Source organism: Gemella sp. 20925_1_85 (genome assembly GCF_041433735.1).
Taxonomy (GTDB): Bacteria; Bacillota; Bacilli; order Staphylococcales; family Gemellaceae; genus Gemella.
This window is the reverse complement of the sequence record NZ_JAPWCC010000006.1, coordinates 1-20949: the sequence shown is the minus strand read 5'-3', so window position 1 is coordinate 20949 and position 20949 is coordinate 1. Positions and strand designations below refer to the sequence as shown.

Below are 20949 nucleotides of genomic sequence, written 5' to 3'. Positions count from 1 at the left end.
AATATAATGAATTTTCAAAGAAAAGTATAGTATAGACATCATGTTTGTTAAATCAATGTTTTTAAAAGGTGCAATAATAATTGAAAAAAAAGTTTATATGTAGTAAAATTATTTATTAATGACTAAAAAATAATAAGGAAAGAGGTTAAATTAAAACCATATGGATCTCAGTATCTTAATTAAAATATTGATAATTGTATTATTACTTATTGCCTCGGCAATATTTGTAATGTTTGAATTTGCACTTGTTAAACTTAGACCAACAAGGGTGAATGAATTAGTAGAATCAGGAAATAAAACTGCAAAAATATTAGTTACGATGGTAGAACAATTAGATCACTACTTGTCTGCAACACAGCTAGGGATTACAATTGTTTCTCTTGGATTAGGTTGGATAGGGGAATCAACATTCCACGCTTTATTTAATCCTATTTTTGAATTATTAAATTTAAATGAAACTGTTACGCATACTATTTCATTAGTAGTGGCATTTGGGTTTATGACGCTTTTACATGTTGTTTTAGGAGAATTAGTTCCTAAAACTATAGCGATTCAATCTGCCGAAAAAACATGTTTGAGAGTGGCGTGGCCGATGTATATGTTCGACAAAGTTATGAGACCGTTAGTGTGGTTACTTAATTCATTAGCTAATCTTATAGCGAAAATGTTTGGATTCGAACCTGCTTCTGAACATGATGATATTCATAGTGAACAAGAGCTTAGAACTATTATGAAATCTTCAAGGCTACACGGTCAAATTAACGATGTAGAATACAGATATGTCGAAAGAGTATTTGAGTTCGATAATAAAATTGCTAAAGAAATTATGACACCTAGAACTGAAGTTGAAGCAATAGACATGAGTGATTCTCTAGGAATTATAATGAGACAGTTAAAGCAAGAAGAATACACAAGATATCCGGTAATTGAAGATGGAGATAAAGATAAAATTCTAGGAATTTTGAATGTTAAGAAATTATTATTTACAGATAAACCTATAGAAACAACTAAAGACTTAGAAGAATACATTACACCAGCGATAAAAATCTTTGAGCATACACCTATTTCTCAAGTTTTAGCAACTATTAAGCAAAATAGAGAACATATGATTGTTATAACAGATGAATATGGAGGGACTAGTGGGGTAGTTACACTTGAGGATATAGTTGAAGAGATTACTGGAGAAATTCGAGATGAGTTCGATGAAGATGAACAAAGCTTAATTAAAAAATTAAAAAACGGTCACTATCTAGTTGATGGTTGGGTTCCAATTCAAGATGTAAATGCATTGTTCCATGTACATTTACCTCATGAAGAAGTAGATACTATTGGAGCTTATGTATATTTAGAAAAATATGAAGCTAAAGTCGGGGCTGTTTACTCTATAGATAAATTAACATTTGTAGTTAGAAAAGTAGAGGAAAATCAAATACGAACTTTAGAAGTTTGGAAAGAAAAATAATAGAAATTAGAAGAGATAGAATGAAAATGCTATCTCTTCTTTTTATATATATGGTAACAAATTGTTTAATTAGTTAAAATGAACTTAAAAATCTCTGCTATATCTTTACTATTCCGAACAATGGTGGTATTATATACATATAATATACGAATAAAATATATTGAATGTTTTGTATAATGATTGTGAATCATTATATGTACATGTAAGGAGTATAAGATGAAGTTAAAGAGAAGTGAAAGAATAGTAGTTATGACGGAATATTTATTAAATAATCCTAATAAATTAATTCCATTAACATATTTCGTTTCAAAATTCAATCAAGCTAAGTCTTCTATTAGTGAAGATATCCACATAATAAAAAATGGTTTTAAAGAAGAAAATATCGGAGAAGTTAAAACTCTAGCAGGAGTAAGTGGAGGTGTTTTATTTACACCGACATTAGTAGAAGAAGATGCTAGAGAAATTCTTAATGGTTTTCTTGATAAAATAAATGATGGAAATCGTTTATTAGCTGGTGGATATATTTTTATGTCTGATATAATAGGAGATCCTAGTTTAATGAACAAGCTAGGACGAGTGGTTGCTACAGTTTATAAGAACAAAGAAGTTGATGCTGTAGTTACAGTAGCAACAAAAGGTATTCCTGTTGCTTACGCTATTGCTTCAATACTGAATAAGCCAGTAATTATTATTAGAAGAGATAATAAAGTTACTGAAGGAACTACTGTTGCAATAAACTATGTTTCAGGTTCGACTAAGAAAATAGAAACGATGATTTTATCTAAGAGAAGTTTAAATACAGGATCAAAAGTACTATTAGTGGATGATTTCATGCGTGGAGGGGGAGTCCTAACAGGTATGGAAAGTCTAATGAGTGAATTTGATGTTGATGTTGTTGGAAAAGTAATAATCACGCAATGTTTTGATTCGCCAAGAGAACATGAGGATGATTATTTATACTTATCAAAAATTGAAAATATCGATGAATTTAATGGAACATTTGATGTTAAACTAGGGAATGTTATAGAAAAATTACGCCAAGTAGAAAAAGAGGATATTGAAAATGAGCAATAATAGATATGCAGTTATATTAGCGGCTGGAAAAGGAACTAGAATGCAGTCGAAGTTATATAAGGTATTACACAAAGTTTGTGACCGAACAATGGTTGAATTAGTTTTAGATAGCCTTAATGATTTAGAAATGCAAGAAGTAATCACTGTAGTTGGTCACGGAGCAGAAAGAGTTAAAGAAGTATTAGGTGATAGAACTAAATTTGTTCTACAAGCGGAACAATTAGGAACAGCCCATGCTGTTAAAGTTGCTAAAGATGAACTTAAAGACAAAGAAGGTACGACTATAGTAATGTATGGAGATACTCCACTAATTCGTCCTGAAACCATCAATAGTATGCTAGATCACCATGAGAATACAAATGCTAAGGCAACTGTATTAACAGCAATAGCTGACGATCCATTTGCATATGGTCGTATAATTCGTGATGTTAACGGAAAATTAGTGAAGATCGTTGAAGAAAAAGATGCAACAGAACAAGAGAAAAAAATTAAGGAAATTAACTCTGGAATCTACTGTTTCGATAATAAACTGTTATTTGAAATGTTAGAAAAAGTTAAAAATGATAACAATCAAGGGGAATATTATTTACCAGATGTACTTGCTTTAATTCGTGAACAAAAAGAAATAATCGAGACATATCTATGTGATGATTTCGATGAGACTTTTGGAGTAAACGACAGAGTAGCCCTAGCTTATGCAGAAAATGTTATGAGAAATAGAATTAATACTAGGCATATGCTTGCTGGAGTTACATTAGTAGATCCTAATAATACGTACATTGCACCGAATGCAATTATTGGTCGTGATACAACAATTTATCCAAATGTTACTATTAAATCTAATACGGTTATTGGTGAAGATTGCCAAATTAAGCCGAATTCATATTTAGAAAATGCAAAAATAGGAAATGGAGTAAAAGTATTATCTTCAACTATTAGTGATTCAAAAATCGGAGATTTTACTAGTGTAGGTCCATATGCGCATATAAGAAATAATTGTGATTTAGGTGAACATGTGAGAGTTGGAAACTTTGTAGAATTAAAAAATACTATATACGGAGACGGGTCAAAAACTGCTCACTTAAGCTATTTAGGAGATACAGAAGTAGGAAGCAACACAAATATTGGTTGCGGAACAATCACAGTTAACTATGATGGAAAAAATAAATATCGTACAAAAATTGGAAGTGATGCATTTATAGGATGTAACTCAAACTTAATAGCACCTCTTGAAATTGGAGATGGCGCGGTAGTCGCAGCAGGAACAACAGTTACAGAGAATGCTCCAGATGATACATTAGTAATAGCTCGAGTAAAACAAGAAAATAAAATGGGTTATGCTAAAAAAATGCCAGCAGGTAGAAAATCGTAAAATATTATAGTTAAATATTTATTTGATTGTTATAGTAAAAAAAACTAAAATAAACTGTATTAGTTAAATAACAGAGAAAACTTCAATATGTTTTAACGATAAGAATATGAGTAAATATTTTTAATTAAATTGATGAAAGATAAGTGAAATAACTTATCTTTCATATTTTTTTATCTTGAAATAGTTTTATAAAAAGTATATAATTACATATGAGTATAATGTGTTATAAATACATGTTTGTATTATAATAAAAACATAAGGAGGAAAAATCATGAAATCAAAACACCAGAAAATATTAGAATATATTAAGAGTCTTCCTATTGGAAGTAAAATATCAGTTCGTCAAGTAGCTAAAGAATTAAAAGTTAGTGAAGGGACAGCTTATCGAGCGATAAAAGAATCGGAAAATCGTGGTTTTGTTTCTTCTATTGAACGTGTTGGTACGGTAAGGATTCAGAAGAAAGAACGAGATAATGTAGAAAAATTATCTTATTCTGAAATTGTAAATATTGTAAGCGGACAATTAATTGCTGGACGTGGAGGAGTACATGAAATAGTACAAGATTTTGCAATTGGTGCAATGGACTCTGAGCAAGTAGGTCAACATATTAGAAAAGGTACATTATTAATAATTGGAAATCGTCCGAAAATTATAGAGATGTCACTTGAAAAAGGATGCGCTATTTTAGTAACAGGAGGATATGTTCCAAATGATTCAATTAGAGCATTAGCAGATAGTAAGAATCTACCACTAATAATTACACCTCACGATACGTTCTCTGTTACTCACTTAATAAATAGGGTAACTAACGACCAAATAATCAAACGTGATATAATAACGGTTGAAAGTATTTATATAAAAGTTGAAAAACTATATACTATTAATCTAAATGATACTGTTAAAGATTGGTATGAACTTCAGTTGAAAGCAGGACATACTAGATATCCAGTTGTAAACGAATATGGTAAATTAGTTGGTATAGTTACAGCACGTGATGTATTTTTACAAGAAAAAGATGCGTTAATTAAAGAAGTTATGGAGAGAAAAGTTGAAACTACTACTTTAGAGACTCCTATATCTTCAGTAGCTAATACTATGTTATCTGAGGGTTATGAACTTATGCCTGTAATTGACTCTAAGAATACGTTATTAGGGGTTGTAACTAGAAAAATTGTAATAAACTCTTTATTAACTAATAATAGATTCCAAGATGGAAATAATAATGATACATTTGATGAAATAATGCGTAAAGGTATAGTTCCAAGAGCGGATGGACTTCAGGTTAAAGTTATTCCTCAAATGCTAGATCAGTTTGGTACATTTTCAAGTTCAGCTTTATTAAGTATTATAGATGAATCTATTCATATCACAAGCTATAACTATAATAGAAGTGAAGTTCTAATGCAGAACACAACACTTTACTTCTTAAAATCAGTACCATTAGATAGAACTATAACTACGAAAGTAAATATCTTGGATATTGGTAGAAAGACTGCTAAATTTGATGTAGAAGTTTATGATAAAACAGAATTAGTTGCCAAAGCTATGGTAACATGTCAAGTATTCCAAAGAAATTAAAGAAAGAAGAAATTAAATGGATATATACGAAAATTTATATGAGGAAATTTTCCAAAAAATAAAAGAAAATGATAAGATAATTATTCATAGACATGAAAGACCTGACCCAGATGCTTATGGTTCACAAGGGGCAATGTATCAGCTTATTAAAGAAAACTTTCCTGAAAAGACAGTTATAACAGTAGGTAAAGATTCACCATCACTAGAATTTCTGTTTAAAAATTCAGAAGTAACTGAAGAAGATTACAAGGATGCTTTGGTGATAGTAACTGATACAGCAAACTTCCCTAGAATAGACGGAAAACTATTTACTAAAAACAACTTTCTTATAAAAATAGATCATCATCCACCTTTAGATAATTATGGAGGAATTAATTTAGTTAATACTGATGTTTCATCATGTAGTGAATTAATATATAATTTTTATGAGTATTTAAATAAAAATTATGGTATTAAATTAAATGATGAAGCTGCTAAATTATTATACCTTGGTATAGTTGGAGATACTGGAAGATTTTTATTCCCGAATACTTCTAACGATACACTAAGAGTTGCTTCAGAATTAATAAAATATGATTTTAATATGAGTGCGCTATTAGATAAGATGGAGATAATTAGTGAAAATATTATGCGTTTTAGAGCATTTATTTTTGAAAATTACGATGTCTATCAAGATGGGGTTGCATATCTGAAAATTACAAAAGAGGATATGGATAAATATGGAGTAGATCCTGGTGAAGTTTCAACAGGAGTCAACTTACTTAGAAGTCTAGAAGATTTATATGCATGGTGTTTTGCTATTGATGAAGGTAACAAGGTACGTGTTCGTATACGTTCTAAAGGTCCTGTGATAAATACTCTTGCTGAAAAATATGCTGGTGGGGGGCATCCGTTAGCGAGTGGAGCAACGGTGAAAAACTGGGAAGAGTTAGATGATCTACTAGATGATATGGCTCGAGTGGTGGCAGAATATCTTAGAGAAAATAATATCAAAATAGAAAATTAGATAATTATTTTCAGAATATTTTATAGAATGTTTTCAAAAATCTTACTTGACACCAAAAAAATATAGTGGTATACTTATTAGAAATTAATAGTAACCAATACTCGTATAAGTAATAGATGGAATATTTTAAGAGAGTACCGTTAGCTGAGAAGGTATATTATAAAATCTATGAAAATGGTTCGAGTGGTTAATAAGGTAAACATAAAATGTAAACTTTGTTCGGCGATCCACGTTATAGGATAGACTATGTTAGTAGTTGCAATAAGTAAAATATAAGGTGGTACCGCGTATAACGCCCTTATTCTGAAATTCAGAGTAAGGGTGTTTTTTTATTTTTAAAAAGAGAAAGGAGATAGACATGATTGAATTAAAAAATGTTAATAAGATATACAATAATAAAGTTCATGCGCTAAAAGATATTAATTTAAAAGTTGAAAAAGGTGATATTTATGGAATAATCGGTTATTCTGGAGCTGGTAAAAGTACGTTAGTAAGGCTGTTAAACGGACTTGAAGTAGCGACAGATGGTGAAGTAATTATCGATGGTGATGATTTCAACAAAATAACTGAAGAACAACGTCGTTTAAAACGACAAAGAATAGGGATGATTTTCCAACATTTTAACCTATTATGGAGTAGAACTGTTGCAGAAAATATTGCATTCCCGTTAGAAATTCTAGGGAAGTCAAAAACTGAAATTAAAGAAAGAGTAGAAGAATTAGCTAAATTAGTAGGTTTAGAAGACAGATTAAATGCTTATCCATCTCAACTTTCTGGAGGTCAAAAACAAAGAGTAGGTATTGCACGTGCATTAGCTGGTAATCCTTCAATCTTACTTTGTGATGAGGCTACGAGTGCTCTTGATCCAGAGACAACTGCAGAGGTATTAAACTTAATTAAAGAAATTCACAGTAAAACTAATATTACAGTTGTTCTTATAACTCACGAAATGAACGTAATTAAAACAATATGTACAAAAGTTGCTGTTATAGATGGTGGAACAATTGCAGAAGATGGATTAGTTTCAGAAGTGTTCTACCACCCAACTCAAGAAGTTACTAAGAAATTCTTAGCTCAAACTTCATTTGCTTCTGAGTTTGAAGAGAGAGAAAATATTGAAGAATGGAAAAAAGTATTCACGGAGGGAGTTATTATTAAATTTACATTTGATAATAATACATCGAAAAAACCAATTCTTAGTACTTTAGTACGAGAAATCGATTTTGACTTTACAATAATTAATGGACATATTGATAAAACTGCGGATGCTAATATTGGTACACTGTTTGTTCAATTAATTGGAACTAAAGAAAATACAGATAAGGCAATATCTAGATTAAATGAACTAGGTATTTTAACGGAGGTGTTATAATGTTTGATTTTGCAAGAGTAAATTGGGATAAAGTACAAGACAAAACAATTGAAACACTGATTATGACTTTTGAATCGCTTATTGCAGTGTTTATAATTGGACTATTTTTAGGATTATTATTATACTTAACGTCTAATAGTAAGAGTGCATTTGGACGTGGATTTTATGCTGTTGTTACTGCAATAGTTAATATTTTCCGTGCGATTCCATTTATTATCTTAATTGTATTATTAATTCCGTTTACTAAGTTTTTAATTGGTACAATTATAGGTGTTCAAGCAGCGATTCCAGCACTTATTATTTCAGCAGCACCATTCTACGCTCGTTTAGTAGAAATTGGTCTTCGTGAAGTAGATAAAGGTGTAATTGAAGCAGCTCGTGCAATGGGAGCTAAAAATTCGACTATTATCTTAAAAGTTTTAATTCCAGAAAGTTTACCAGCGATAATCTCAGGATTAACTGTTACGGCTATAGCATTAGTTGGATCAACAGCTATGGCAGGTGTTATCGGAGCAGGTGGACTTGGTAACTTAGCTTACTTAGACGGATTCCAACGTAATAATAGCACTTTAACTTTTGTTGCAACTGTATTAATCTTAATTATCGTATTTGCTCTACAAATTCTTGGTGATACAATTGTTAAGAAAGTTGATAAAAGATAAATATGAAGAACAAGGTAGCATAGCTATCTTGTTTTTTTGTGTATTAATAAAAAAATCATACTTATAAACAAATAATGAACAATTTTATAAATTATTATGCATTAAAATTATAAAATATTAATATTTTACGAATAATTGACACCAAAATAGGTTAAAAAAACTTGAAAATGTGGTAAAATAATAAAGACTGTTTAAATCAAGAAATTTATAAAATAAAAAGATAAGGAGTTAAATTTATGGTTATTCAATGGTTTCCAGGTCACATGGCCAAGGCAACAAGAGAAGTAAAAGAAAAGCTAAAACTAGTAGATATAGTTTTCGAATTAGTAGATGCACGTTGCCCACTTTCTTCACATAATATGTACCTAGATGAAGTTGTTAAAGATAAGAAGAAAATAATTATATTTAATAAAATTGATCTATGTGATAGAGCTGAGACAGCAAAGTGGAAAAGTTATTTTGAAAATAAAGGATATACAGTAGTTTATACTGACGCAAAAAATAGTAATAACTTGAATAAAGTAATAGATAAAGCGAAAGAAGAACTTGCGGAAAAAATTGCACGTCAAGTAGCTAAAGGAATTAAACCAAGAGCAATTAGATCTATGGTAATAGGTGTTCCAAACGTTGGGAAATCGACATTTATTAATAAACTTATTAAGAAAAATGTCGCCAATACAGCGAATAAGCCTGGTGTTACAAAAAAACAACAATGGTTAAAATTAAATAAAGATATAGAATTATTAGACACACCAGGGATACTTATGCCTAAGTTCGATAATCAAGAAATTGGTAAAAAATTAAGTTTGATTGGTTCTATAAAGGATGATATTACACCACTTGATGACGTAAGTTTATATTTAATAGAATTATTAAAAAATAATTATTTAGAGAATTTAAATAATCTTTATAAAATAAACGTTTCAAGTGAAGATGAAAATGTGTTTATTATGGAAAAAGTAGCTGAAAAGAGATTTAAAAAAATCGGTGGAGATTATGATTATGATTCAACGATTAAGCTATTAATTCAAGATTTTAGAACACAAAAATTTGGACTTATTACATTAGATAATTATAATGATTTATTAGAAAATGAGGAACAAAATGAAGATTAGTGAGGTAAAAGAACTCTTAAATCAGGATAATATTTCCGAAGAAATACTAAATGAGTTAAAAAAAGATGAGAGAAGCGGAGTTCAGAAATTACTTATAAGCTATGCTAAAAAGCAAGAAAAAAAACTTTTTTATAAAAAAGAGTATGAAAAAAAATCATTTTACGAAAATAAATGTTATAATAATGGATGTAAGTATATTTGCGGAATAGATGAAGTAGGAAGAGGACCGCTTGCTGGACCAGTAGTTGCTGCAGCGGTAATTTTAAAACAAGATAGCTATTTCGAAGGATTAAATGACTCAAAAAAATTATCAGAGAAAAAACGTGAAGATTTATATGAACAAATAAAAAAAGAAGCTGTGGCATATGCAATTTGTGAAGTAGACAATATTGAGATAGAAAAATATAACATTTATAATGCTGCACGTATTGCTATGCAGAGAGCGGTAGAGAAATTGGATGTTAAGCCAGATTTCTTACTAATAGATGCTATGCCATTTGAAAATTATCCGATTCCTAACTTTAGTATGGTTAAGGGTGATGAGAAGAGTGTGTCTATTGCAGCTGCTTCGGTAATAGCAAAAGTTTATCGTGATAATTTAATGAAAGAATATGCAAAAAAATATCCACATTATGATTTTGAAAATAATGCAGGGTATGGAACAAAAAAACATTTAGAAGGTTTAAAAGAGCATGGTGTAACACCAATCCATAGAAGAGACTTTGAACCTATAAAATCGATGGTACAAGGAGGAAAACATGAGTAATAATAGTGGTATTAGTATTTCTAAAAATTTACAAAATAATAATAGTAAAAAAAATAATACTCAAATAAAGAAGAAAAATAATAGTCGCTCTAATAATAAAAATAAAATAGTAGCAAAAGAACAAAATAATAATTCAAAACAAGTTATTAAGAAAATTAATAATGTCAACAAGGATAAATCTCAAGCAAATAAATCTAAGAAATTAGCAAAAATTCGCATTACTCCATTAGGTGGAGTGGAAGAAGTAGCTAAAAACATGTATATGGTTGAAATCGGGGATGAGATCTTTGTTCTTGATGCTGGATTAATGTTCCCAGAAACAGAGATGATCGGTATTGATGCTGTTATACCTGATATAAGTTACTTAGTGCGTAATAAACAAAAAATTAAAGGGATTTTCTTATCTAATGGGCACGTAAGTTCTATGGGAGCTGTACCATATATTATTGATAAATTAAAATGTCCGGTTTATGGTTCTAAGTTAACAATAGATTTATTAAAGAATCACCTTAAACAACTAGGAATTAAAAGAAGAATCAAGTTTTATTATGTAAAAGATAATAATAAGTATGACTTTAATAATGCTAGTGTTACATTCTTTAAAACTACATATTCAATGCCTGATTCTTTAGGTATTTGTATTGAAACTAGTCAAGGAAATATTGTTTATACTGGTGAGTTTAAATTTGACCAATCAGTAAGTAAAGAATATAAATCTGATATTGTGAAGATTAGTACATTAGGTCAAAAAGGTGTTCTAGCTTTATTAAGTGATTCAAGCAATGCTAATGTTAAAGGATATAATGTTCCTGAAAACGAAGCGGCAGAACAAATTGATAATGCATTTTATCAAGCAAACAAGCGTATTATTGTAACTTGTTATGCTTCTAACTTCCTAACAATTTCTCATATTGTAAGAGCAGCATTAGCTCAAAATAGAAAAATATTACTTCTAGGACAAGCTATTGAAGCATCAATCAATACTGCTAGAAATATGAATTATTTACAAATTGAAGATAGTAACTTAATTTCGATAGAAGAATTAAAAGATTATCCACAAAATGAAGTATGTATCCTTTCTTCAGGTGATCAAGGTGAACCAATAGAGGCTATGAAGAATATTGCTGAGAAAAAAATTGAAGGAATTCAAATTGAATCTGGTGATACAATCATGATCGCGGCTACTCCTTCACCAAATATGGAAGTAATGTTATTCCAAACTCTAAACTTATTAGTTAAACTTGGAGCAAACGTAGTAACAGCTTCTAAACGTCTTCACGCAGCTAGCCATGCAACAAAAGAAGAGTTGAAAATGATGTTAAACATGCTTATGCCAAAACACTTTATTCCAGTTCAAGGAGAATTTAGAAATCTTCGTAAGCATGCTGAAATCGCAGGTGAGACTGGTGTTGCTGCTGAAAATATACATATTTTATCTAAAGGAACAACTTTAGAATTAAGTGGAAACAAATCTAAGATATTGCAAAACAATGTTCCAGTAGGTAATATGCTAGTTGATGGACGTGGTATTGGTGATGTGGAAGATACTGTATTAAAAGATAGAAAACTTTTATCAAATGATGGTATCTTTGTAGCTTCTTACGCTATTAGCAGAAAAGAGAAAACTTTAGTTGGAAGACCAGTAATTCAAACAAAAGGATTCGTTTATGTTAAGAAGAGTATGGAGTTAATTAAAGAAGCGGAAGAAAAAGTAATTGAATATTTAGAGAATAATCCAATTAAGAGTATTAGAGAATGTGCAGCTGTTAAAGCTGAAATAAGAAGTATGCTTTCAAGCTTACTATACGATAATACTAAGCGAAAACCAATAATAATTATTAACTTTTCATTAATTTAGTAATGAAACATAACGGGAAATAGAAATGAGGAACAACTCAAATAGCTTTCATATAAAGTCTATTTTGAATTGATCCTTATTATTCCCGTTTTTAGTCTATTTAAAAGGGGTGAAAAAATGTCAAAAGTTATTGCTCATATCGACATGAATTGCTTCTATGCAAGTGTTGAAGAAAAGTATAATCCTGAATTAAAAGGTAAGCCTTTAGCAATTGCAGGTGAAGTAAAAACTAGACATGGAATAATAGTAACCTCTAACTATGAGGCTAGAGAGTTAGGGATTAAGACAACAATGCGAGTCGGAGATGCTAGGAAGATATACCCCAACATAAAAATTCTTCGACCGGATATGCCTAAATATCAACAAGAATCTAAGTTGATTTTTGATTTAGTACGTGAATATACAGACAAGATTGAGATAGTTTCTGTTGATGAAGCATATATTGATTTAACCGATTTTTCAGAACCAATAAAGGTGATAGCTACAATTCAAAGAAGAATATACAAACAATTAGGTATGCCTTCATCAGTGGGTGTTTCTTTTAATAAATTTTTCGCAAAGATGGGATCGAATTTGAAAAAACCTTTGGGCTTTTCGATTATTAATAAGAAAAACTATAAAGATATACTATGGAATCTGGATATAGGAGAGATGCATGGATGTGGAAATGCTTCTACAAAAAAGCTGAAAAAAATTGGAATAAACACAATAGGTGATATTGCTGTAGCAAATGAGGTAATTCTACATAGTCTTCTTGGTGTTCAAGGATTGAGGCTTAAGAATAAGGCTAATGGCGAAGGTAATTCTGAACTGAAGTACACTGTTGATAGAAAATCTATTGGTAATTCAAAAACATTTACCAATGATTTAATAGACGAAGATGATATTTTAAAAGAAATTAAAAAATTAAGTGAGAAAGTTAGTTCAAGAGTAAAATCACGTAGCTATGTAGGAAATAATATTTCGATAATGGTTAAATTTAGTGACTTTAAGACGATTACTAGATCTAAAAAGATTCCGGAATTTATTTGCAATGCTAATGATATTTTTAATTATGCCTGGGAATTACTACTTGAACACTATGATTTTTCGCAAGGCGTAAGATTACTTGGAGTTTCGTTAAATGAAATTAAAAAAGCGAAAGAATTAAAGGTTCAGCTTGATATTTTTGATAAAAAGGATTATAAAGAAGAAGAGAAACTTAGAAAACTTTCTAAGAAATTAAAAGCAGAGTTCGGTGATACAATAATAACCGATTTTGAAAATTTTGATAAAAAAGATAAGTCAATTATAACGACAAGTTTTAGTAAAGATTTTTTAGATTAATAAAGGAGATAGAATGTTAGCAATTAATAAGAGATTACAATTAGTGGCTGAATATGTAGAAAACAGAAGATTAGCTGATATTGGAAGTGATCATGCCTATTTACCAATTTATTTAGCTAAGAATAATAAAATTGATTATGCTGTAGCGGGAGAAATCGTTGAAGGACCACATAAAGTTTCTATAAAAAATGTTAGAGAAGAAGGTTTGGTTGGTACTATCGATTGTCGTAAAGCTGCAGGTTTGGATGCTATTGAGTTAAGTGATAATATCGAAGTAATAACAATTTGTGGTATGGGTGGAAAGCTAATTGCAGATATTTTAGAAAAAGGTAAAGAAAAATTAGCGAATAAACCGAATTTAGTACTACAACCAAATGTTGGAGAAAATTTTGTTAGAGAAAAACTACAAGAATTAGGGTATGAGATAACAGCAGAGAATATTATTGAAGAAGATGGTCATATATATGAAATTATCGTTGCAAAACCTGGTGTTATGAAGTTATCTGAAGATGAAATTAATTTTGGTAAGTATTTATTAATAGAAAAAAATGAATTGTTCGTAAAAAAACAAAAACAAGAACTTTCAAAAATTGAATATATTTTAAATCAATTAGAAAAAGCAAATGAAGTTCAAGAAAATAAAGTAGCTGAATTTAAAAATAAATATAAAAAAATATTAGATATTATTTCTTAAAAATTTTATATTAAGGAGGGAAAGGTATGTTGCAATCTTTACATGACGAAAGAGAAGCTAAAAAGTTATTGAATTTTAGTGTGAAAATTGCTAAAAGTATGCTGTCTTACGGAGCAGAAGTATATAGGGTTGAAGATACAGTTAATAGAATTTATAAGTCGTTTGACAATATTAAAGCGGCGAATAGTTTAGTTACTTATAACTTTGTTATTGTATCTTTTACATATAATGACAACACTTATACGACAATGAGAAGGGTTGTTTTGGGAGATCGTGATTTAGAAAAGATTGCACTTCTAAACGATATATCTAGGAAAATGGTAATGGGTGGTTGTACGCTAGACTATGCATTTAAAAAAATGAAAGAGATAAAGGCGAAAAAAAGATATTCAACTACTTCTGTTATAGTTGCTTTAACATTATCTGCTCCATTTTTTGCAATAATGTTTGGAGGAACTTTTAAAGATAGTCTGGTTGCATTTTTAATAATGGCTATACAGGCTGCGTTTATAACTCTTACTTCGAAATATAAACTGACATTATTTGTAAGTAATTTCTTGGGAGCATTCATTGCAACAGTATTAGTAATGCTATTAAATAAGATTTTCTTAATATATAATCCATTTAGTATTATTATTATGAGTCTGATGCCTCTTGTTCCTGGGGTTCAGGTTACAAATGCTGTTCGTGATTTTATGGCTGGAGATTATCTGTCTGGAATGATAGGGATACAAGCAGCAATCTTTGTATCTACAGCTATTGCACTTGGGGTTGTTATGGGATTAAAATTGGTGTAAGGAGAAACTATGGAAAATAATATTTTTATACAATTTATAGCTGGCTTTGTGGTTAGTGCATCTTTTGGTATTTTTTTTAATGCACCTAAGAAATCAATATTTACTTGTGGGTTAATTGGTGCCATCGGTTGGTTAGTACATGTAGTTACTAATTTGTTATTAGCAGATGTTGTAGTAAGTAGTTTTCTTGGAGCAGTTTGTGTAGGGATTCTTTCTACTAATGCATCTAGAATATTAAAATTGCCAGCAACTATATTTATTTATACGGGTATGGTACCTTTAGTTCCAGGTTATGGTATGTATAATACGATGCAAAATATTGTAACTAAGAATTATGGGGTTGCGTCTAAGGTAGGAATTGAAACAATACTTCAAGCTGGAGCAATCGCTATGGGGATATTACTTGCGTCAGTATTTTCATCTTCAATTCAGAGAGTAAAAATACAAAGAAAACGATAAAAGTGATATAATATAATTAAGATTTTTAGAAGGAGATTAAGACAAATGGAATATATTTTATATTTTGCAGAAACTTGTCCAGATACAGCACCGTTCAAAGAAAAATTATCAGAATTAGGAATCACATATAAAGAAGTAGAAGTAATGACTTCATTAAGAAATTTCAAAGAATTTCTGTATGTCAGAGACACATATTCACAATTTGAAGGAATCAGAGGTAATATGAAAATCGGTATTCCTTGTTTAGTTGTTAATGAAAATGAATGTATCTTGGATCTTAATGATTTAGGTAAATTGAAAAAATAAATCAATAGTAAACTCCAAATTGGGATAATATGATTAATTATAGAATTAATTAAAAAATTTCCTAGTCTGGAGTTTATTTTTGAATTTACATTTATTCCTTGCTTTTTATTTTTAAATTTGATATAATTAAAAAATGCTAGGTGGGGAGTTAGCGGTGCCCTGTACTTGCAATCCGCTTTAGCAAGACCGAATACCGAGATGCGGGTAGAATAGGGAATGTCGAGTTTAACACGTAATGTTGAGACTAAGGCACCTTACGACGCAATACTTATGAACCATGTCAGGTCCGGAAGGAAGCAGCATTAAGTAAGTCTATTGTGGGTGTGAGTTTTTGTCGAGGTTGAGTTGTCGATTAAACTAACGGTTTTTTAATCTATTCAAGTCTCGGTTGCATATAGTATAAATCGATGATATCTAAAAGTAAATTCGCTTTTGGATTTTTTTTGTGTTTTGAAAAAATAAAATTATGTAAATAATAGGAGGGCTTATGCATCAAGGAAAAAACTTTTCTGAACGTGCAAGTATTTTTATTAAATTACTATTGCCTGTTTTAGTTTATCAAGTAATTTCATATTCATCTGGGATGATTGGAACATTTATGGCGGGACATTATAGTCCTACAGATTTAGCTGGTGTAAGTATGGGTGTTAATATTTGGAATCCAATTATGTATACTTTAAATGCGATCGTCTTAGCGTTAATCCCAATAGTTTCACAGTTGATTGGTAAAAATAAAGAAGAAGAAATACCTACAGTTGTTAGACAGTTTCTGTACATAGCTGTAATAATTAGTATTATCTTGATTATTGGACTAAATACTTTAGCAACACCTATAGTAGATCAGTTAGGTATGGATAGTAATATTGCAGAAATAACTAAGAACTATTTATTTTACGAAAGTTTCGGGGTGCTATCAATCTTCTTATATGTAGTTTTACGAGCGTTTATAGATAGTTTAGGATTAACAAGATTATCGATGATAATGATGATAGTATCTGTGCCTGTAAATGTATTCTTTGCTTATAGTTTTATTTTTGGAAAGTTTGGTATGCCAGAGCTTGGTGGTGCAGGAAATGCAGTGGCTGTTTCAGTGACGTATACAGTACTATTTTTCATTGCATTATTTATAGTTTTAACAAACCCTAAAATCAATAAGTATAAAATATTTGAAAAAGAAAAAATTAGATTTGAAAAGTGGGGAGAAATCTTTAAGCTAGGAATTCCAATAGCTCTAGCCACAGCACTTGAGACGGTTGTCTTTTCAACGTTATCTTTAATGGTGTCACGTTTTGATACGACAGTTATTGCGTCCCATCAAGCTGCGTTAAATTTCTCTGGATTTTTATATACATTACCAGTTAGTGTTGCAAATGCTGCAACAATTATTATAGCATTTCATGTAGGGGCAAAAGACTATAAAATGGCATCTGAGTACACTAAACTAACGGTAATAATGGGGATGATATTTTCGAGTATAGCAGGATTAATAGTATTTTTCTTCGATACAAAAATCCCGTATCTTTATACTAATGATAGCGGAGTAATCACATTAACAGCAGAGTTATTATTATTCGCTATTGGCTTTGCTATTTGTGACTCATTCGCCTCAGCATTAGCAGGAGTTCTACGTGGATATAAAAAAGTTGTACCAATATGTGTTGTAATGTTTATCGGGTATTATTTAGTAGGAATCCCTACAGCATACTATTTTGTATTTAAACAAGGTATTGGTATAGAAGGTCTATGGATAGGATGGATAATTGGACTAGCTGCTTATGCCTTAGGTGTATTATTCTATTATCTATACATGAGAAGAGGAATTAGTAAAAAAATTAAATTAGCTAAATAGTGTAAAGATTTTGTAGTAAATGTAAATACTACAAAATCTTTTTTATTTTCACTTGTATAATCACTTGACTTAAATTTTGAAAAACTATATAATGTGATTATTAAAACTAGATAAAAAGGAGGTGAAAATTTGAACAAAGTATATCCAAAATGGTCTGAATTGCCAAATCTTGATTTGTATTTAGATCAAGTGTTATTATACGTAAATCAATTAGATAGCTCCTCAATTGTAGATGATGATAAAGGTTTAACATCCGCAATGATAAATAATTATGTTAAAAATGGTCATCTGGATAAACCGATTAAGAAAAAATATAATCGAAAACAATTAGCAAGATTAATAGTTATCACATGTTTAAAAAATGTATTTTCAATTCAAGAAATTAGTAAGACAATAAATAGTTTAACTTCAGAAGGTAGTTCTGAAGAAATGTACGATAACTTTGTTATGTGTATGAATGGAGAAAAAAGAGATGGGCTAGCAGATGTAATAGTTGCAGCTTGTGATACTGTAAGATTATATAAAAAAACTCATGATTTAGTAGAAAAATTAAAATAAATACACTTGGAGGTAAATGATGGAGTGGAAGATTGTAGTTGATACTGCATGCGATTTTAGAGAGATCCCTAATAAAGCTGAAAATGTTACTTATGAGAGGGTACCATTTTCATTGCAAATAGAGGATAAGGTATATGTAGACACTTTAGATCTAGATATTGACGAAATGATGAGAGAAATGTATGCTAGTTCAGAAGCAGCAAGATCAGCTTGCCCAAGTCCAGAGGCATATCTATCAGCATATAGAGGTGCAGAAAATGTTATAGTTTTAACTTTAACTGGTGGAATGTCAGGAAGTTATAATAGTGCAGTAATTGGCGAAAAAATGTTAAAAGAAGAAAATGAGAATGTTAATATTCATATTGTAAATACTCTTTCAGCAGGAGGGCAAAATGACTTATTTCTTCTAAAGATAAATGAACTAATTAAAGAAGGATTATCTTTCGATGAAGTAGTCGCAAAAATTAATGAGTATCAAAAAAATACAAAACTTATTTTTTCTCTAGAAAAAGTAGATAATCTGGTGAAGAATGGACGCTTATCTAAATTAGCTGCAGCCGTTGTAGGATTATTAAATATGCGTATGGTAGGAGAGGCGAGTAATGAAGGGACTTTACACTTACTACATAAAGTAAGAGGAGAGAAAAAAGCTATTTCAACAGTGGTTGATGAGATGATTAAAGCTGGATATAAAGGTGGAAGAGCTGTAATAACTCATAGAAATAACGAAAATATATGTAAAAAAATAGAAGAAAAATTAAAAGAAAGATTTTCTGATGTAGAATTTATAACTGTGCCTACTTCTGGGATTTGTAGTTTCTACGGAGAAGAAGGCGGAATGCTTTTAGGATATGAAATATAGAATATGTATAGGAGCTGACCCAAAAGTCCAAAAATGTAACATAGTTCAGATGAAAACTCATAGACGCAGTGGTTTATTGATATCTAAATTCGCTTTATAAAAGCTTTTTAGATATCTAATGGTGACTCGACAAAATCAATTTCTCCGAAATCACGATTTTTGAGTCACTCCCATTTAAATAAAATAATAAAAAAGGAAAAGTGATTACTCTGTGTAAAACACTTCTCCTTTTTTTATTGAATTTAACTAACTCTGTTTAGCTCTTTTTTTACTTCTGCGCAGCTTCCCAATTAAAAATCCAGTCCCTTGACCACAAAGGCTGAAGAATATATATCCTAAACCGTATATAAGAATATCGAAGTTTAAAATAATTAAACAAGATATAATGTAAAAAATTCCTATAATAAATGAGAAAATATAGCTAAAGTCTTCTTTATTATATGCATATAGAAACGATATTAAAAAACTAATTACAGGGTATAGGATAATTAGTAGTAATATTATCATACCTGATCTATTCGATATAAAATAAGAACACAGAGGGAGTATTATAAATAAAAAGAAAGAAAAAATTAAATATGGTACTTTTTCTAAAAATTTCTTCATCAATCTGCCTCCTAATTATAGTGTTATTCTATCATATATTGAATTAAAAAACAATAAACAAATATACGCAATGAAATCTATAAATTTGAAACCGTTTTTTAAATGTGCTATGATTATTATATTAACAAATGAGAGGGGAACAATAATAATGAAATTTTTTATTGATACAGCCAATGTAGAAGATATTAAAAATGCTAATGAATTAGGGGTAGTTTGTGGAGTTACTACTAATCCATCTTTAATAGCTAAAGAAGGACGTGATTTCAAAGAAGTTATTAAGGAGATTGCGTCAATCGTAGATGGACCAATAAGTGGAGAAGTTAAAGCGACGACTACTGATTGGAAAGATATGGTAGAGGAAGCTAGAGAAATTGCTAAAATTCATCCTAATATGGTAGTTAAAATTCCTATGACAGAAGATGGTCTAAAAGCGGTGAATGTACTGAAAAAAGAGGGGATTAAAACTAATGTTACGTTAATTTTTAGCCCAACTCAAGCTTTACTAGCTGCAAGAGCAGGAGCAACTTATGTATCTCCATTTTTAGGTAGATTAGATGATATTGCTCATAATGGACTATTATTAATCGAAGAAATAGTAGAAATTTTTGCGAATAATGATATTGATACACAAATTATTGCAGCGAGTGTGAGAAATCCAATTCACGTTACAGAATGTGCTAAATTAGGATGTGATATTGCTACTGTTCCATATAATGTAATTAAACAAATGGTTAAACACCCTTTAACTGATATCGGTATTGAAAAATTCAAACAAGATTATTATAAAGTATTTGGTGAATAATCAGTAGATAACTTTTACGTCAAAAAAATTTTCCTTTAAAAAAATTTAAAAATTTTGTATTTTATACTAGAAATATTTATAAAGTAATGTTATAATATATTTTGTTGTATGAAAAAGTTGTTAAGATTAAATTTTATAGGAGGTTATATTAATGCGCGTAAATGTAACATTAGCTTGTACAGAATGTGGTGACAGAAACTACATTACTAAAAAGAACAAAAGAAATAATCCAGACCGTATTGAACTTAAAAAATACTGTCCAAGATTAAAAAAAGTGACTTTACACAGAGAAACTAAATAATAAAGTTAGAGAAGCCTTAAAGTATCAACGTTTAAGGCTTTTTGTTTTGCCTTTTGACCCTCACTTGACCCACATATTTAAATAACATAAATGAAATTTTAAAAATGTGATGTTATAATAAAT

General features: G+C 29.9%; 20 protein-coding genes and 1 other RNA gene. All 21 read left to right on the top strand.

All coding sequences use genetic code 11. The features are described from left to right. The first annotated feature begins 160 nt into the window (after positions 1–160). The 21 genes from O3884_RS03290 (at position 161) to rpmG (ending at position 20826) form a co-directional block, all read left to right on the top strand. A complete protein-coding gene (locus O3884_RS03290; protein ID WP_371451634.1) occupies positions 161–1462 on the top strand; it encodes a hemolysin family protein in 1302 nt (433 codons plus the stop codon). Positions 1463–1678: 216 nt separating this feature from the next. Continuing rightward, positions 1679–2536 carry a pur operon repressor gene (purR, locus tag O3884_RS03285; protein WP_371451632.1) on the top strand — a complete coding sequence of 286 codons (858 nt, stop codon included), beginning with the start codon at positions 1679–1681 and terminating at the stop codon, positions 2534–2536. Next, on the top strand, positions 2526–3908 hold the full coding sequence (glmU, locus tag O3884_RS03280) for a bifunctional UDP-N-acetylglucosamine diphosphorylase/glucosamine-1-phosphate N-acetyltransferase GlmU (RefSeq protein ID WP_371451630.1): 1383 nt from the start codon (positions 2526–2528) through the stop codon (positions 3906–3908). The genes purR and glmU overlap by 11 nt, the downstream gene beginning before the upstream one ends. 271 nt (positions 3909–4179) lie before the next feature. Beyond that, entirely contained in the window at positions 4180–5487 is a 1308-nt protein-coding gene (locus O3884_RS03275) for a DRTGG domain-containing protein (RefSeq protein ID WP_371451628.1), read from the top strand. Positions 5488–5503: 16 nt separating this feature from the next. After that, complete coding sequence (locus O3884_RS03270; protein WP_371451626.1) at positions 5504–6493, top strand: DHH family phosphoesterase; 990 nt, start codon at positions 5504–5506, stop codon at positions 6491–6493. A 358-nt stretch (positions 6494–6851) separates the two neighbouring features. After that, positions 6852–7865: a methionine ABC transporter ATP-binding protein gene (locus O3884_RS03265; protein WP_371451624.1), complete on the top strand. Its 1014-nt coding sequence runs from the start codon at positions 6852–6854 to the stop codon at positions 7863–7865. Then, positions 7865–8527, top strand: a complete 663-nt coding sequence (locus O3884_RS03260; protein ID WP_371451622.1) for a methionine ABC transporter permease — start codon at positions 7865–7867, stop codon at positions 8525–8527. Before O3884_RS03265 ends, O3884_RS03260 begins: the two co-directional genes overlap by 1 nt. 236 nt (positions 8528–8763) lie before the next feature. Then, a complete protein-coding gene (ylqF, locus tag O3884_RS03255) occupies positions 8764–9642 on the top strand; it encodes a ribosome biogenesis GTPase YlqF (protein WP_371451620.1) in 879 nt (292 codons plus the stop codon). Further along, positions 9632–10408: a ribonuclease HII gene (locus O3884_RS03250; RefSeq protein ID WP_371451618.1), complete on the top strand. Its 777-nt coding sequence runs from the start codon at positions 9632–9634 to the stop codon at positions 10406–10408. The genes ylqF and O3884_RS03250 overlap by 11 nt, the downstream gene beginning before the upstream one ends. Further along, a complete protein-coding gene (locus O3884_RS03245; protein ID WP_371451616.1) occupies positions 10401–12266 on the top strand; it encodes a ribonuclease J in 1866 nt (621 codons plus the stop codon). Before O3884_RS03250 ends, O3884_RS03245 begins: the two co-directional genes overlap by 8 nt. A 117-nt stretch (positions 12267–12383) precedes the next feature. Next, positions 12384–13592: a DNA polymerase IV gene (locus tag O3884_RS03240; RefSeq protein ID WP_371451614.1), complete on the top strand. Its 1209-nt coding sequence runs from the start codon at positions 12384–12386 to the stop codon at positions 13590–13592. Positions 13593–13605: 13 nt separating this feature from the next. Further along, positions 13606–14286 (top strand): tRNA (adenine(22)-N(1))-methyltransferase, encoded by a 681-nt coding sequence (locus O3884_RS03235; RefSeq protein ID WP_371451613.1) that lies wholly within the window; start codon positions 13606–13608, stop codon positions 14284–14286. Positions 14287–14312: 26 nt separating this feature from the next. After that, entirely contained in the window at positions 14313–15083 is a 771-nt protein-coding gene (locus tag O3884_RS03230; protein WP_371451612.1) for a threonine/serine exporter family protein, read from the top strand. Positions 15084–15092: 9 nt separating this feature from the next. Further along, complete coding sequence (locus tag O3884_RS03225) at positions 15093–15542, top strand: threonine/serine exporter family protein (RefSeq protein ID WP_371451610.1); 450 nt, start codon at positions 15093–15095, stop codon at positions 15540–15542. Between the two features lie 45 nt (positions 15543–15587). Beyond that, entirely contained in the window at positions 15588–15848 is a 261-nt protein-coding gene (locus O3884_RS03220) for a hypothetical protein (protein WP_371451608.1), read from the top strand. A 131-nt stretch (positions 15849–15979) separates the two neighbouring features. Continuing rightward, positions 15980–16244, top strand: an RNA gene (ffs, locus tag O3884_RS03215) — signal recognition particle sRNA large type. 91 nt (positions 16245–16335) lie between these two features. Beyond that, positions 16336–17697 carry an MATE family efflux transporter gene (locus O3884_RS03210; RefSeq protein ID WP_371451606.1) on the top strand — a complete coding sequence of 454 codons (1362 nt, stop codon included), beginning with the start codon at positions 16336–16338 and terminating at the stop codon, positions 17695–17697. Positions 17698–17826: 129 nt separating this feature from the next. After that, a complete protein-coding gene (locus O3884_RS03205; RefSeq protein WP_371451604.1) occupies positions 17827–18255 on the top strand; it encodes a DUF1836 domain-containing protein in 429 nt (142 codons plus the stop codon). A gap of 19 nt (positions 18256–18274) precedes the next feature. Further along, on the top strand, positions 18275–19117 hold the full coding sequence (locus O3884_RS03200; protein WP_371451602.1) for a DegV family protein: 843 nt from the start codon (positions 18275–18277) through the stop codon (positions 19115–19117). Positions 19118–19871: 754 nt separating this feature from the next. Next, positions 19872–20525, top strand: coding sequence for a fructose-6-phosphate aldolase (gene fsa, locus O3884_RS03195; protein ID WP_314160290.1), 654 nt, complete (start codon positions 19872–19874; stop codon positions 20523–20525). Positions 20526–20676: 151 nt separating this feature from the next. Beyond that, a complete protein-coding gene (gene rpmG, locus O3884_RS03190) occupies positions 20677–20826 on the top strand; it encodes a 50S ribosomal protein L33 (protein ID WP_003145675.1) in 150 nt (49 codons plus the stop codon). Positions 20827–20949: the final 123 nt, after the last annotated feature.